We start from the raw sequence: 13,460 nt of genomic DNA, 5'->3' as shown, positions 1-13,460 counted from the left end.
GCCGACTATGTCAGTAGGTATAGACGAAATCAGTTTTTATACGTCCAGCTATTTTCTGGATTTGAGGGCGTTGGCTGAAAAACAGCAGACTGATCCTGAGAAGTACTATGCCGGTATCGGTCAGGAAAAGATGGGCATGGCCGCACCGGATGAAGATATTGTCACCATGGCGGCCAATGCCGCGTTGCCTATTATTGACCGTATTGGACCAGATGCGGTGGACACTCTGCTATTTGCCACTGAAACCGGTATAGATCAGTCAAAATCGGCGGGTGTTTATGTGCACCGTTTACTCGGTATGCAGGCTAACTGCCGTGTTGTTGAGCTTAAACAGGCTTGTTACAGTGCCACGGCGGCCCTGCAAATGGCCTGTGCGTTGGTTGCACGTCGTCCGCAAAGCAAAGTGTTAGTCATCGCTTCCGATATTGCCCGTTATGATCTGAATACACCGGGTGAAGCCACTCAAGGCTGTGGTGCGGTCGCTATGCTGATTACACACAATCCACGTATTCTCAGTGTGTCGGCGGATGTGGGTAACTATACCGACGACGTGATGGACTTCTGGCGCCCCAACTACCGCAATACGGCACTGGTTGATGGCAAGTACTCCACTAAAATTTATCTACGGGCACTGAAAAAAACCTGGGAGAATTTTACCGCCGTCAGTCCCTTGCAGTTCAATGACTTAAGCTATTTTTGCTACCATTTGCCTTTCAGTCGTATGGCGCAAAAAGCGCATCAGCATTTGGCCAAGCTGAATCGTTGTGCGTTAACAGCCGAGCAGATCGAACTGCAGATAGCCGATACCCTGCGTTACAATCAGGCCATAGGTAACAGTTACACAGCCTCTATCTACATTGGTCTGTGTTCGCTGCTGGATAATCTTCAGGACGATCTCAGTGGCAAAAATATCGCTTTTTTCAGCTATGGTTCTGGCTGTGTGGCGGAGTTTTTTGTCGGTCAGATTCAGCCGGGCTATCGGGAGTGTCTGCATACTGAGCGACATCAGGCTATGCTGGCGCAGCGTCAGGAAGTTGATTATGACGAATACCTGTCGTTGTATCATTACGCTGATCCACAGCAGGGTGAAAGTGTGGAAATGCCTCACTCCACCAAGGGGCAGTTTCGCTTGGCTGCTATCACGCAACATAAGCGTGAATATATTCCCTGCTGATGCGTGCCGCTACTGCACCCGGTAAAGTCATCCTTACAGGAGAGCATGCCGTGGTGCATGGTGTGCCGGCCATCGCCATGGCGGTTAATCGCCATATCCATGCGCTGCTGCTTGAAGACGATAGCGGTGTGCTGCGTTGGAAAGATCCTTTCAGTGGTCGGCTGATCAGTTATAACCATACACAACTCCAGCAACGTTCTGAGCTATTGGCACTGCGCTATGAGTCCTGGCAGCAGGGACATATACCGGTTAATACTATCCTGCCATCACCCGCTGATTTACTGGTGTATAGCGTTGTTCAGGCTTTGCAGGGTAGCGTCTTGCCTGGTGGTGATCTGACCTGGCGTTCTGACTTGCCCATCGGTGCAGGTATGGGCTCTTCCGCGGCGTTTATTGCCGTACTTCTGCGTTTATTTTCCCCTACTGTGCTGCCTGCTGAAGAACTTATGCACCAGGTACACTTCTGTGAACGTTTGCAGCATGGCAAAGGCAGTTATATAGATGCTGCTACTGTCAGCTTCGGTGGATGTATCCAGGTGCAGGGTGGGGGCTACAAACCCTTGGCATCAGCCGCGCTTGGTAGCGGTTGGTATTGGATCTTTACCGGAACTCCCCTGTCGACAACCGGTGAGTGTGTCGACAAAGTACGACATGCATTCACTGGCTCAGATATCTGGCAGGCCTTTACCGCTATAGCGCAGCAATGGCATCAGGCGATAGATCATCAGCGTGCGCTGCTGGTACGTGAAAATCATCGCTTATTATGCCAACTGGGTGTTGTGCCTCGCAGGATACAAGGCTTGATTCAACAGATTGAAGGGCTGGGTGGTGCAGCGAAGATTTCCGGCGCTGGCAGTATTCGGGGAGAGCCGGCTGGCCTGCTGCTGGCCTGGTTGCCAGACTGTGACCCGGCGGCATTAAATTTACCAGAGTCGATGCGCTGGGGGGTATTGGAGCAGGAGGAAAAGGGTGCCATTAGTTTCCGGCTTTAAGGTCTCAGCCCCAGGCAGCACCATGCTTATGGGTGAACATGCTGTTTTACAGGGTGAGGTGGCGCTGGTGTGTGCCGTTGATGCACGTATTGAAGTGACATTACAGCCTCGCTCTGATCGACAGGTGCACATAGACAGCAGCTTATGTCAGTATCAGGCTGACCTTGATAAGCTCACACCGCAACCAGCACTCAGCTTTGTACTGGCTGCCGTGTTAGCCTACCGTAAGCAGCTACCATCGGGTTTTGATCTGATCATTGAGTCAGGTTTTTCCTCCACGGTCGGACTGGGTTCGTCGGCGGCGGTTACGGCTGCCATGGTTGTAGCGCTGGAGCATTTCGCGGCTATTGAATCCACACCTTTGGAGCGCTTTCACAGTGGTTTGCGGATTATTCATTCGGTGCAGGAAGGGCGAGGCTCTGGTGCCGATCTTGCAGCCAGTCTGACTGGCGGTATAGTGTGCTTCTCTCCATCACCCTTGTTGATCGAACCCCTGCAGTGCCTGATGGGTTAATCCTGTCGCTGTTTTACTCTGGTTACAAAATGAAAACTCCTGAAGTGCTGCGCTATGTCGAAGCTCGCTGGCAGCAGGAACCTCAATTGCTTCAGCAGCTCTACCGCATAATGGGTGAAACCAGTCTGGCAGCGGCACAGGCACTGAAAGCCGCCGATCTGACAACATTGGGGCGGCTTATGCATGTCTATCAGGGCTGATGGATGCATTGGGTGTTAATGATGCCACGCTGGCAAAAATGCTCGCCGAGCTGCGTCAGGATCCAGCCGTGCTGGGAGCCAAAATATCCGGTTCAGGACTGGGTGACTGTGTGCTGACGTTAGGCACAAGCACACCGAAAAGCTTACCGGTGTTCATTCAGTTTTCCATTTCACCAGCCGATCAAGGCGCTGTATTGTTACAGCAAGATTAGCCTTTAGCAGTTCTGTCTCCCTCTTAGTCCAAAGGTGACTGGTCAGATGATCCAGATCAGTCCATCATCCGGTTCTGCTCGCTTCTTGATACTAAATATGTTTAATTTAGAGCATTAGATCTACGGATTATATGTAATGCCCAGTGATAATAATTTTAAAACACACTATCTCAAGAAGGAACTCTACGAGAAACTGCGCCAAAGTGATGAGTTGTTTGATTTTATCCAGCAAACCTCGCTTGATGGACTCTGGTACTGGGACATACAGCAGCCCGAGCATGAATGGATGAGTGAGCGTTTCTGGCAAATACTGGGATACGATCCGGCTGAAATGCCGCATAGCTCAGACGCCTGGCAGGCACTGGTAGATAAAGATGATCTGGCGATTGCGCAGCAGGCCATACAACGGCATCTGGAAAACCCGGATGAAACGTTCGATCAGATTTTGCGTTATCGCCACAAAAATGGCTCTACTGTCTGGATACGCTGTCGCGGGGTGATGATTCGGGATGCGGATGCTACTCCAATACGTATGTTGGGTACTCACAATGATGTGACTCAACTGAAGCAAACCGAACTGTCTTTGCGTGAACAGCATAAAGCCTTGCATGCCTCCAATGCAGAACTGGAGCAGTTTGCTTATGTGACCTCCCATGATCTGCGTCAACCCTTACGGATGATCAAAAGCTATCTGCAACTACTGGAACGACGCTTAGGGGATGATCTCAGCGATGATAACCGGCAGATGTTAGACTTTGCTGTTGATGGTGCTGAGCGTTTGGATGAAATGATGGTGTCTTTGCTGGAATACTCGCGTGTGGGACGGATTAACCAATCCATGCAGACCGTGGATCTTAAGCACTGCTTTGATGAAGCCTGCCGCTTTTTACACTCAGAAATTCTTGCCAGTGGCGCACAGATAGATATACCTGAAAGTGCCTGGCCCGTGATCACTGCCAATGCGGATGAGCTGACGCGACTGTTTCAAAACCTGCTAGCCAACGCGATCAAATATGCCAAACCCAGGCAAGCACCACAGATTTGCATAACCTTTACACGTACAATATCAGGCTGGCAATGCGCTCTGACTGATCAGGGTATAGGCATAGATCCAGCGCAGTTTGAGCGGCTGTTTAAAGTGTTTCAGCGTTTACAGCATCGTAACGTTTATCCAGGTCAGGGCGTTGGCTTAGCACTGTGTAAAAAAATAGTACAGCGTCATGGCGGACGTATCTGGGTGACCTCGGACGGTGAAGGTCAGGGTGCTACGTTTTACTTCAGTTTGCCCGAAACAGCCGCAGATGAGCGGCTAGCGGATACGTCATGCGTAGACTAAAGCAGAGCATACTGGGCTGGGTAATAGTGTTGTTTGCCTTGAGCTCTCAGGCAGATGACCATCCTGATGCCAGCCTGTATGAGTTCTTCCAGCGCCATGATTCAGTCATGTTATTGATTGATCCGTCGACCGGTGAGATAAACGATGTCAACCCGGCCGCAGAAGCTTTTTATGGCTACAGCCGTGATACATTGCAGACGCTCTCCATTCATTCATTGAATACACTGACCCCGGCACAGGTGGCTGAAGAGATGCAGATGGCGGCCAGACAAGGGCGTAACTACTTTGTGTTTCGTCATGTACTGGCCGATGGCGATATACGCACTGTAGAAGTGCGTAGTCATCCCTATCAGTTTGATGGCAGGTACGCTTGCTGTCGGTAATCAATGATATCACTCCGGGACGCCATGCTGATCAGGCAATCTGGCACTATCAGGAGCGTTTGGAAGAGATGGTTGATCTGCAGCTGCAAGCGCTGGAGCTAGAAAAAGCCAGCCGTCAGCGCCTATTATTTACGGCAGTCATTTTGCAGATGTTGGCTATTCTCTTGTTGATCTGGTTGTCTCTCAGGCTGTTTCGTTCGCAGAAAGAACGTACCTATCTGCTACGTCAGCAAGAAAAATATAACCGGGAGTTGCTGCGTCTGAATGAAATCATGGCGCATCATTTCCAGGAACCGGCACGTCGTCTGGTGAGTTTTGCCCAGCGTTTGTATCAAAAAGGCTTGGTCGAGACAGATCAGGATGTGCGAGTCTCAGTCGATTTTATCCATCAGCAGGCGTTGCGTTTAAGTTATTTAGTGCGCGATATTCAGCGCTATCTGGCACTGGATCAGGTCGATCCGCCATCTCGACTCATCGAGCTATCGGCAATTATTGAGCAACAGATGCGTGAAGCAGAATTCAGTGATCGCCTGATCAACGTCAGTGTCGAGCTGAACTTTGCTGTCGCCAAAGTATATTTTCCGAAAAGCTATATGCAACAAATTTTCAGAATATTACTGGATAACAGTCTGAATAATGCCTGTGCAGATAAACCGTTACAGATTGAGGTGAAATCCCTGAAGCAGGCTGGCTATACACTGATTCAGTTTATCGACAATGGTCGCGGTATTGAGCCAGAATACCGCGAACAGATATTTGAAATGTTTTCCCGTATCGTTAATGATCCAGACTTAGGTTCTGGTACAAGTACCGGCATGGGTCTGACAGTGTTACGTAAAATGGTGGAAAAAAAAGGTGGCTGGGTGCATGTCTATGATGGCATGGAGACTGGCTTGATGATTGAGTTTTCAATACCGGATCCAACTCTATGATAGACTCTGACTCGCTGTTCCGTGTACTGCTGATTGAAGATGAGCCTGCCGATGCACACCTGATTCGTCTCGCCTTTGAAGAAAACAAAGTACTGGTTAACCTGAGCCATGTGAAGGATGGTGTTGAAGCATTCAGTTTTTTGCGGCGTGAGTCCGGCTATGCCGATGAAGTGCAGCCAGATCTGATTCTCCTGGATCTGAATATGCCGCGCATGAGTGGTCGGCAGTTTTTGGAAAAAATAAAGCAGGATGGCGCTCTGCGTCATATTCCTGTGGTGGTTTTGACCACTTCAGATTCTGAGAGTGATATCCTCACGTCCTATAACCTGGGCGCCGCAGGCTATGTTGTCAAACCGGTCGATATTGATGATTTTATTCGTCAGGTGCAAACGCTTGAAGACTACTGGGTTGCACTGGTGCGCCATCCGCAAAAGCAAGGTTGAGATTTTCCTGATTAGGTACGAGTTTGTATGAAACAAGCAGTGGTAGACGCTGAAAGTCCAGTGCCATTAATACTGGTGATAGAAGATGAGCCGGGAGATGCACAGCTTATCAGACTGCAGCTTGAAGAGCAGGGCGCCCAAGCCTATCAAATCGTGTTGGCCGTATCACTGAAAGATGCCGAGACGCAGGTCAAGCAGCACAAGTTGGTGCCGAATGCGATCCTGCTTGATCTTAACCTGCCGGACTCGACCGGTGTCGCCACTGTTCGGCGATGCTATCAGCTGTTTCCGGATGTGCCAGTAGTGGTATTGACCGGTTTGGATGATCAGGCGGCTACAGAAGCGGCAATTGAAGCCGGTGCGGAAGATTATCTGAGTAAGGGCTCAGAAGGGCGTTGGATTCGTAAAGCGATCCGCTATGCAATCCTCCGGCATGAACGCGATGCATCCGAGCGTCTGGCCATGGCTGTATTCCGGCATGCACGTGAAGCGATCATGATCACTGATGCCGAGCAACAGATTCTCCAGGTGAATGCCGCCTTTAGTGAGATCACTGGCTATAGTGCTGATGATGTGATCGGGTGTACACCTGCGATTCTTAACTCGGGTCACCATAGTGCCGATTTTTTTGATCAGATGTTTGCTACTTTGGCTTCAAAGGGGAGTTGGGAAGGTGAAATATGGAACCGCCGCAAAGATGGCAGTCTGGTGGTTGAAACTATGAATATCAGTGCTGTGCATGATGCATTGGGGCAGGTCGTGCAGTATGTGGCGTTGTTCTCCGATATTACCCAGAAAAAAGCGGCACAGGACAAGGTTAACTATCTGGCTTACCATGATGCTCTGACCAATCTGCCCAATCGCACCCTGTTTATGGACCGCTTTCAGCAGGCACTGGTGTCTGTAAGGCGCACCCAAAGCCCCTTGACGCTGGCTTTTCTGGATCTGGATGGCTTTAAAGCTGTTAATGATACCCACGGACATGCGGCGGGTGACTTTTTATTAGAAGCGCTGTCTGAGAAAATGAAGGCTTGCTTGCGCGAAGATGATACCTTAGCGCGCTTGGGTGGTGATGAGTTTTTATTACTGCTGCAGGGGCAAGTGGATCAGCAGTCCACGGAGCAGGTACTGCAACGTTTGGTGGCCACAGCGCGTGAACCAATAGACTGGTGTGGTATTGCCCTGGAAGTCACGGTGAGTATTGGTGCGTGCTTTATTCGCGGACAGCCACTGAAAAAGCCGGAAGACTATATTATTGCAGCAGATGCCGCCATGTACCTTGCCAAGGAGCAGGGTAAAAATCGCTACTGCTTCACCAACAATATCTGAGGACTACATGGATAAACGTGCCACCCTGGCTGGCTGGTTAGCGCCTGGCGTAATAACCACAGCGTCAGACGAACATTTTGCACCCAGTAATATCGCCTTGTGTAAATACTGGGGAAAGCGTGATCAGCAGTTAAATCTGCCGGTTAATGCATCCTTGTCTGTGTCGCTGGGCCATCTGGGCACACATACCCGTTTGGTACCGATTGACTATTCAGCTGATGAAATCTGGCTCAATGGCGAAAAACTTGTGCCTTCAGCGCCTTTTTGCCAGCGTATCAGTGCTTTTTTGGATCTGTTTCGTGACGCGGAACAAAATCATTTCCGTGTCACCACCCGTAATTCCATTCCAACAGCCGCCGGACTGGCCTCATCGGCTTCGGGCTTTGCCGCCCTCGCTCAGGCGGTTAATGATAGTTTTGGCCTGCAGCTCAGTAAAGAACAGTTATCAGTTGTGGCGCGTCTTGGCAGTGGCAGTGCCTGCCGGTCTATATACTCTGGTTTTGTTGAGTGGCAAATGGGGCAGCGGATGATGGCCGCGACAGCCATGCTATTGCCATGCAAAGTGATTGGCCGGGTTTGTGTATCGGTCTGATCAAGGTCGATGCTTCTGTTAAAGCCACAGATTCACGCAGTGGTATGCAGCGTACTGTGGAAACAGCGCATCTTTATCAGAGCTGGCCGTTACAGGCGGCAGCTGATCTGCAGTTACTGAAGCAGGCTATCGCCGAGCAGAATTTTGAAAGTCTGGGCCGTACAGCTGAACACAATGCCCTGTCGATGCATGCCACCATGCTGGCATCCTGGCCACCGCTGGTGTACTGGCAGCCGGATTCACTGAAAATGATGCATAAAATCTGGAAACTGCGTCAGGATGGCCTGCCTATTTATTTCACCATGGATGCCGGACCGAATCTGAAGTTGCTGTTTGAGTCGGGCACACTGGCTGAGGTGATGCGCCAGTTCCCGGATATGGAAGTGATCCAGCCATTTGGTGATGTCTGATGTCCTACAGGGTTTTCCATTAACCCGCCATCAGCGCGATACATCTGAAGGTATTGAGTTAAGTTACTGGCTGGTGTCTGCGCAGGGTGCAAAACTCGTCAGCCTGCCGGGTCAGGAAGCGGTATTATTTGTGCGTCAGCAGGATCAGGCCGCGATAGCGCAACAGCTACAGGGTTTGAATGGCTGGCGCTGGCAAAGTCTGGCACTGAAAAACCTCCTGGAACAACCGGTGGCCGCACTCTACTGCCGTACACTGGCCAGTTGGCACACAGTGATTGAGCGTCTGAAAGCTTCGGGTATCGCCATGATGGAAGAAGATATCCGTCCGGCCGACAGGTATTTAATGGAGCGCTTTATTTTTGCCGGAGCCGCCTGGACCGAAGCAGGAGCCAAAAGCCGTCTGACTCCCATCGATATTAAGCCAGTCTTCCGGGTATTGTCGCTGGATATTGAAACCACCATGAAAGCCGATCGTATTCTGTCCATTGCCTTGCAGTCGGAGGGGTACGAGCGCGTGATGATGGTGGGGTCGGAATTGGCGCCAGAAATGGGGCCGAAAAAGTCGCATCCCCTTATTACCTACTGTGCAGATGAAAAGCGCCTGTTGCAGCAATTTGTCGCTGCAGTTCAGGAGTTCGATGCGGATATTCTGATTGGCTGGAATGTTATCGGCTTTGATCTGCGGGTTTTGCAACGTCGGGCTGAAGCGTTAGGGGTACGCATGCAACTGGGGCGTGACCGTCAGGTGCTGCGCGTAGGCAGTTATGGCCAAAACCGCCACTATGCGCGCCTGGCGGGTCGGGTGGTGCTGGATGGTATCGATACCCTGAAAGGCGCAACCTGGCAGTTCGAGCGCTACAATCTGGAGTTTGTCGCCCAGGCGCTACTGGGTCGCGGTAAAGCGATCGATTCAGTCAATGACCGTGGCCAGGAAATTCAGCGCCTGTTTGCTGAAGATCAATCAGCCTGGCACACTACAATCTTGAAGATTGCCGTCTGGTCAGCGAAATCTTTGCCAAAGCCGGGTTGATTGATTACCTGACAGAACGTACCCGCCTGACCGGCTTGGCGCTGGACAAGGTAGGGGGTTCTTCACAGGCGTTTGATAATCTCTATCTGCCCACACTGCATCGCGCCGGTTTTGTTGCCCCCGAATATGCCTCAGGGCAAACCGGCGACCATGTACCCGGTGGTCATGTGATGGAATCTGTGCCTGGCTTGTATCGCAATGTACTGGTGTTGGATTTCAAAAGCCTGTACCCCAGCATTATTCGTACCTTCCAGATTGACCCGCTAGGACTTACCCTTGGGCTAAGGCAGCAAGATGCTGGAGAGAATCACACCGTACCGGGATTTTTAGGCGCGCTATTCAGTCGTGATCAAGCGATACTGCCAGGTATTATTGAGCACCTCTGGCAGGCCCGTGACCAGGCCAAGCAAGACGGTAATGCGGCGCTGTCACAAGCGATCAAAATCCAAATGAATGCCTGTTATGGTGTGCTGGGTTCCGATGTATGCCGTTTTTATGACCAGCGTTTGTCTGCCTCTATCACTATGCGTGGCCATGAGATACTCACCGAAACCGCTGTCCAGATCGAAGCCGAGTTTGGTTTCAAGGTGATTTATGGTGATACAGATTCAGTATTTGTCTGGCTGGGCAACGACTTGTCGGTCCAGCAAGCTGATGCTCAGGGGCCCAAATTAGCCGGGGCATTAAATCACTGGTGGCAGGAGAGGATACAGAAGACCTATGGACTGACTTCGGCATTGGAGTTGCAGTATGAAGCCTGTTATCTGCGCTTTCTGATGCCGCGTATGCGTGATTCGGAACTGGGCAGTAAAAAGCGCTATGCCGGACTCAGGCAGGCGCCAGATGGCAGTAGTACACTGGTATTTAAGGGCCTGGAGCAGGTACGTAGTGACTGGACGCGTCTGGCTAAAGATTTCCAGCAGACCCTGTTTGCGCAGATTTTTGCCGATCAACCTGCGAAGCGCTGATTCAATCCCGTGTGGCGGAATTGCTCGCGGGTGAACGTGATGCTGAACTGGTTTATCATCGGCGCTTGCGTCGCCCGCTGGACAGTTATCAGCGCAATGTACCACCGCATGTGCGGGCGGCGCGGCAATTGTGTCAGTGGTACCGTGATCAGGGCTTGCCCGCACCCCTGCAACAGGGTGATACCATCACTTATGTAATGAGCGTGAATGGCCCGGAAGCCGCTGAAATACAGACCTCCGCCATCGACTATCAACACTACATTGATAAACAGTTGCGCCCTGTTGCCGACAGCATTCTACCCTTTGTCGGTTTACAATTTGATGATCTGACCCGGCCGCAGCTACCCTTATTCTAAGGCTGATAAAAACACTATTCTCACAGGGCGATTACACGCTACAATTGCCAAACCTGTTCAGGATCGTTCACTATCATCTAGTCTGTAATATACGCATCAGTGATCACTGATAAACTTAAACCCAGTTGCTTGAATCCTTAAAGCCTATCAGATCGCCGACGGCGGAGCCCCAGTATGAAAATTGCTATTCTTTCGCGAAACCCCAAACTTTACTCTACTCGTCGTCTGGTCGAAGCGGCTAAAAATCGTGGACATGAAGTACGGGTGATCGATGCCTTGCGTTGCTATATGAACATCGCCTCACACAACCCGCAGATTCACTACCGTGGTGAAGTGCTGGAAAACTTTGATGCAGTCATTCCGCGTATCGGTGCATCGATTACCTTCTACGGTACCGCCGTACTGCGTCAGTTTGAAATGATGAATGTCTATCCGTTGAATGAATCGGTGGCTATTTCCCGTTCACGCGACAAGCTGCGCAGTTTGCAGCTGTTGTCACGCCGGGGTATAGGCTTGCCAGTGACCAGCTTTGCCCACTCTCCTGATGATATAGAAGACCTGCTCGGTATTGTCGGTGGCGCACCGGCGGTGATCAAGCTGCTCGAAGGCACTCAGGGCGTTGGCGTGGTCTTGGCAGAAACCAATCAAGCCGCTGAGAGCGTTATCCAGGCGTTTATGGGACTGAAACAGCATATTCTGGTGCAGGAGTTTATCAAGGAAGCCAAAGGCGCTGATATCCGTGCCTTTGTTGTCGGTGGCAAAGTGGTCGCGGCAATGAAGCGTCAGGCCAAAGAGGGTGAGTTCCGTTCCAACCTGCACCGCGGCGGCTCGGCGGTACTTTGTCGTATAACACCAGAAGAACGCACAACGGCGCTTCGTGCCGCCAAAGTTATGGGGCTGAATGTCTGTGGTGTTGACCTGTTACGCTCCAATCATGCTCTGTGGTGATGGAAGTGAATTCCTCGCCGGGACTGGAAGGCATTGAAGCGGCATCCGGTAAGGATATTGCTGATCAGATAATTGATTTTATTGAAAAAAATGCAAAACCTAACCGCACCCAGACCAAAGGGCAGGGGTAAGCATGGGCGCAGGCTTCAAACCCAATCAGCCGATCACTGTTGGTGGTGAAACGCTGCAACCGGGTGAGCGACGCACGGTCGATCTGGAAGTGGGTAAACTCTACACCCATACCGAGGCGATTATGCCGGTACAGGTGATCTGCGGCCGCCAGACAGGTCCCGTGCTGTTTATCTGTGCCGCCCTGCATGGTGATGAGATCAACGGTGTAGAAATTATCCGCCGTCTGCTACGTCTTCCAGCCCTGCGGCGCATGAAAGGCACACTGATGGCCGTGCCGGTCGTCAACCTGTATGGCTTTATCAACCAGAGCCGTTATCTGCCCGATCGACGCGATCTGAACCGCAGCTTTCCCGGTTCGGCCAAAGGTTCCCTGGCGGCACGCACCGCACGCCTGTTTATGAATGAAGTGGTAAGCAAGGCCACCCATGGCATCGACCTGCACACAGGCGCTATCAACCGCTCCAACCTGCCACAGATTCGCGCCAACCTGGACGACCCTGAAACCCTGGCACTGGCCAAAGCCTTCGCCACCCCGGTGATTCTCAATGCTCCCTTACGTGAGGGTTCACTACGCCAGACCGCCTACGAGAAAAAAACGCCGATGCTGGTGTACGAAGCCGGTGAAGCACTACGTTTTGATGAGGTCTCCATCCGTGGTGGTGTGAATGGCATTCTGAGTGTGATGCGTGCATTAGAGATGCTACCCAAGTCGCGCAAAGCTGGCTTTAAAGAGCCCTTAGTGGCCCGCTCGAGTAGCTGGGTGCGGGCACCGCAAAGCGGTATCTTTCGTGCCAATGTCAAAGAGGGTGAAAGGGTCACTAAGGATCAGACGCTACTGGGTATCGTCGCTGATCCTTTTGGCGAGTCGGAAGAAGAGATCTGGTCACCCTTAAGCGGCATCGTGATAGGGCTGTTGAAACTGCCACTGGTGAATGAAGCGATGCCCTTATTCACATCGCTCAGTTTCATCGTACTGATCTGGTAGCGGATCGGGTGGAAAGCTATCAGGAAGCGCTGGTTGCGGAAGATCATCCATTTGCGGATCAGCTTTAAAGGATTCGGGGTTAGGGCTAGCAGGGCTTTTTTAGTAGGGCTTAGGGCTTTATAGGGCTAGGTAGAGGGCTAGGGCTAATGGGATCGGATCTGTCTGACACGCCATAAACCCATCCCTGGGGGCTCCAGCGCGCCATCCCTGGCGCACAGGGTCAGCCAGCTCCAATCCCATCAGCCTCTCAAACTTGGGTGCCAGCGTAAAGTCTAAAACCCCCAAGCCTTCTGGAGTCGGTATAAACGATGACCTTTACTGTCGTGCAGCAATCCGTATGCGATTGAATTTGGCACAGGGATTTGAGCAGGGTGGTGGTATCGCTTTGGGGTGACCCTCTGCCGCCCGGACGGCGGCAGTGGAGCGGTCAGGATGACGAAAAGCGTGTATGGACTCCTCCTCTTTTGCAAGCACTTTGTTTGATCGAAGCCAAGGTACGACTGCCTACGTGTATCCGGTCTCAT

General features: G+C 51.5%; 16 protein-coding genes and 1 pseudogene. All 17 read left to right on the top strand.

Annotation, left to right across the window (positions count from 1 at the left end; genetic code table 11):
• The first annotated feature begins 7 nt into the window (after positions 1-7).
• Complete coding sequence (locus tag LH51_RS06910; RefSeq protein WP_052063321.1) at positions 8-1,174, top strand: hydroxymethylglutaryl-CoA synthase; 1,167 nt, start codon at positions 8-10, stop codon at positions 1,172-1,174.
• Entirely contained in the window at positions 1,174-2,166 is a 993-nt protein-coding gene (locus LH51_RS06905) for a mevalonate kinase family protein (RefSeq protein ID WP_036519051.1), read from the top strand. The genes LH51_RS06910 and LH51_RS06905 overlap by 1 nt, the downstream gene beginning before the upstream one ends.
• On the top strand, positions 2,144-2,680 hold the full coding sequence (locus tag LH51_RS20460) for a mevalonate kinase family protein (RefSeq protein ID WP_144244202.1): 537 nt from the start codon (positions 2,144-2,146) through the stop codon (positions 2,678-2,680). The genes LH51_RS06905 and LH51_RS20460 overlap by 23 nt, the downstream gene beginning before the upstream one ends.
• 29 nt (positions 2,681-2,709) lie before the next feature.
• The gene (locus LH51_RS20770) at positions 2,710-2,880 is read left to right on the top strand and encodes a hypothetical protein (protein ID WP_160173691.1); all 171 of its coding nucleotides are present in this window, start codon (positions 2,710-2,712) and stop codon (positions 2,878-2,880) included.
• Positions 2,880-3,092, top strand: coding sequence for a hypothetical protein (locus tag LH51_RS20455; protein ID WP_144244201.1), 213 nt, complete (start codon positions 2,880-2,882; stop codon positions 3,090-3,092). Before LH51_RS20770 ends, LH51_RS20455 begins: the two co-directional genes overlap by 1 nt.
• A 136-nt stretch (positions 3,093-3,228) precedes the next feature.
• Positions 3,229-4,428 (top strand): sensor histidine kinase, encoded by a 1,200-nt coding sequence (locus LH51_RS06895; RefSeq protein ID WP_052063322.1) that lies wholly within the window; start codon positions 3,229-3,231, stop codon positions 4,426-4,428.
• A complete protein-coding gene (locus LH51_RS06890; RefSeq protein WP_036518882.1) occupies positions 4,416-4,811 on the top strand; it encodes a PAS domain S-box protein in 396 nt (131 codons plus the stop codon). The genes LH51_RS06895 and LH51_RS06890 overlap by 13 nt, the downstream gene beginning before the upstream one ends.
• Positions 4,799-5,743: a sensor histidine kinase gene (locus tag LH51_RS21280; protein WP_036520958.1), complete on the top strand. Its 945-nt coding sequence runs from the start codon at positions 4,799-4,801 to the stop codon at positions 5,741-5,743. The genes LH51_RS06890 and LH51_RS21280 overlap by 13 nt, the downstream gene beginning before the upstream one ends.
• Positions 5,740-6,186 (top strand): response regulator, encoded by a 447-nt coding sequence (locus tag LH51_RS06880; RefSeq protein ID WP_036518886.1) that lies wholly within the window; start codon positions 5,740-5,742, stop codon positions 6,184-6,186. The genes LH51_RS21280 and LH51_RS06880 overlap by 4 nt, the downstream gene beginning before the upstream one ends.
• Before the next feature lie 27 nt (positions 6,187-6,213).
• Entirely contained in the window at positions 6,214-7,515 is a 1,302-nt protein-coding gene (locus tag LH51_RS06875) for a diguanylate cyclase domain-containing protein (RefSeq protein WP_052063534.1), read from the top strand.
• A gap of 7 nt (positions 7,516-7,522) precedes the next feature.
• Positions 7,523-8,107, top strand: coding sequence for a diphosphomevalonate/mevalonate 3,5-bisphosphate decarboxylase family protein (locus LH51_RS22365; protein WP_235263584.1), 585 nt, complete (start codon positions 7,523-7,525; stop codon positions 8,105-8,107).
• Positions 8,071-8,517, top strand: a complete 447-nt coding sequence (locus tag LH51_RS22360) for a hypothetical protein (protein ID WP_235263583.1) — start codon at positions 8,071-8,073, stop codon at positions 8,515-8,517. Before LH51_RS22365 ends, LH51_RS22360 begins: the two co-directional genes overlap by 37 nt.
• On the top strand, positions 8,510-9,547 hold the full coding sequence (locus LH51_RS24145) for a 3'-5' exonuclease (RefSeq protein WP_327124491.1): 1,038 nt from the start codon (positions 8,510-8,512) through the stop codon (positions 9,545-9,547). The genes LH51_RS22360 and LH51_RS24145 overlap by 8 nt, the downstream gene beginning before the upstream one ends.
• On the top strand, positions 9,544-10,515 hold the full coding sequence (locus LH51_RS24140) for a DNA polymerase domain-containing protein (protein ID WP_327124489.1): 972 nt from the start codon (positions 9,544-9,546) through the stop codon (positions 10,513-10,515). The genes LH51_RS24145 and LH51_RS24140 overlap by 4 nt, the downstream gene beginning before the upstream one ends.
• A gap of 11 nt (positions 10,516-10,526) precedes the next feature.
• A complete protein-coding gene (locus tag LH51_RS24135) occupies positions 10,527-10,871 on the top strand; it encodes a hypothetical protein (RefSeq protein ID WP_327124488.1) in 345 nt (114 codons plus the stop codon).
• Positions 10,872-11,045: 174 nt separating this feature from the next.
• Positions 11,046-11,950 (top strand): annotated as a pseudogene (gene rimK, locus LH51_RS06860) (30S ribosomal protein S6--L-glutamate ligase).
• A gap of 2 nt (positions 11,951-11,952) precedes the next feature.
• On the top strand, positions 11,953-12,936 hold the full coding sequence (locus tag LH51_RS06855; protein ID WP_235263582.1) for a succinylglutamate desuccinylase/aspartoacylase family protein: 984 nt from the start codon (positions 11,953-11,955) through the stop codon (positions 12,934-12,936).
• Positions 12,937-13,460: the final 524 nt, after the last annotated feature.

It is taken from the genome of Nitrincola sp. A-D6, assembly GCF_000764495.1.
Lineage (GTDB): Bacteria > Pseudomonadota > Gammaproteobacteria > Pseudomonadales > Balneatricaceae > Nitrincola.
Note: the sequence above shows the minus strand (reverse complement) of the source record. Positions and strands in the feature narration are given on the sequence as shown.

Excerpts from the sequence above, each read along its gene's own strand:
- LH51_RS06910 (WP_052063321.1), top strand. The coding sequence starts at position 8 with ATGTCAGTAGGTATAGACGAAATCAGTTTTTATACGTCCAGCTATTTT.
- LH51_RS06905 (WP_036519051.1), top strand. The coding sequence starts at position 1,174 with ATGCGTGCCGCTACTGCACCCGGTAAAGTCATCCTTACAGGAGAGCAT.
- LH51_RS20770 (WP_160173691.1), top strand. The coding sequence starts at position 2,710 with ATGAAAACTCCTGAAGTGCTGCGCTATGTCGAAGCTCGCTGGCAGCAG.
- LH51_RS20455 (WP_144244201.1), top strand. The coding sequence starts at position 2,880 with ATGGATGCATTGGGTGTTAATGATGCCACGCTGGCAAAAATGCTCGCC.
- LH51_RS06895 (WP_052063322.1), top strand. The coding sequence starts at position 3,229 with ATGCCCAGTGATAATAATTTTAAAACACACTATCTCAAGAAGGAACTC.
- LH51_RS06890 (WP_036518882.1), top strand. The coding sequence starts at position 4,416 with ATGCGTAGACTAAAGCAGAGCATACTGGGCTGGGTAATAGTGTTGTTT.
- LH51_RS06880 (WP_036518886.1), top strand. The coding sequence starts at position 5,740 with ATGATAGACTCTGACTCGCTGTTCCGTGTACTGCTGATTGAAGATGAG.
- LH51_RS06875 (WP_052063534.1), top strand. The coding sequence starts at position 6,214 with ATGAAACAAGCAGTGGTAGACGCTGAAAGTCCAGTGCCATTAATACTG.
- LH51_RS22365 (WP_235263584.1), top strand. The coding sequence starts at position 7,523 with ATGGATAAACGTGCCACCCTGGCTGGCTGGTTAGCGCCTGGCGTAATA.
- LH51_RS22360 (WP_235263583.1), top strand. The coding sequence starts at position 8,071 with ATGCAAAGTGATTGGCCGGGTTTGTGTATCGGTCTGATCAAGGTCGAT.
- LH51_RS24145 (WP_327124491.1), top strand. The coding sequence starts at position 8,510 with ATGTCTGATGTCCTACAGGGTTTTCCATTAACCCGCCATCAGCGCGAT.
- LH51_RS06855 (WP_235263582.1), top strand. The coding sequence starts at position 11,953 with ATGGGCGCAGGCTTCAAACCCAATCAGCCGATCACTGTTGGTGGTGAA.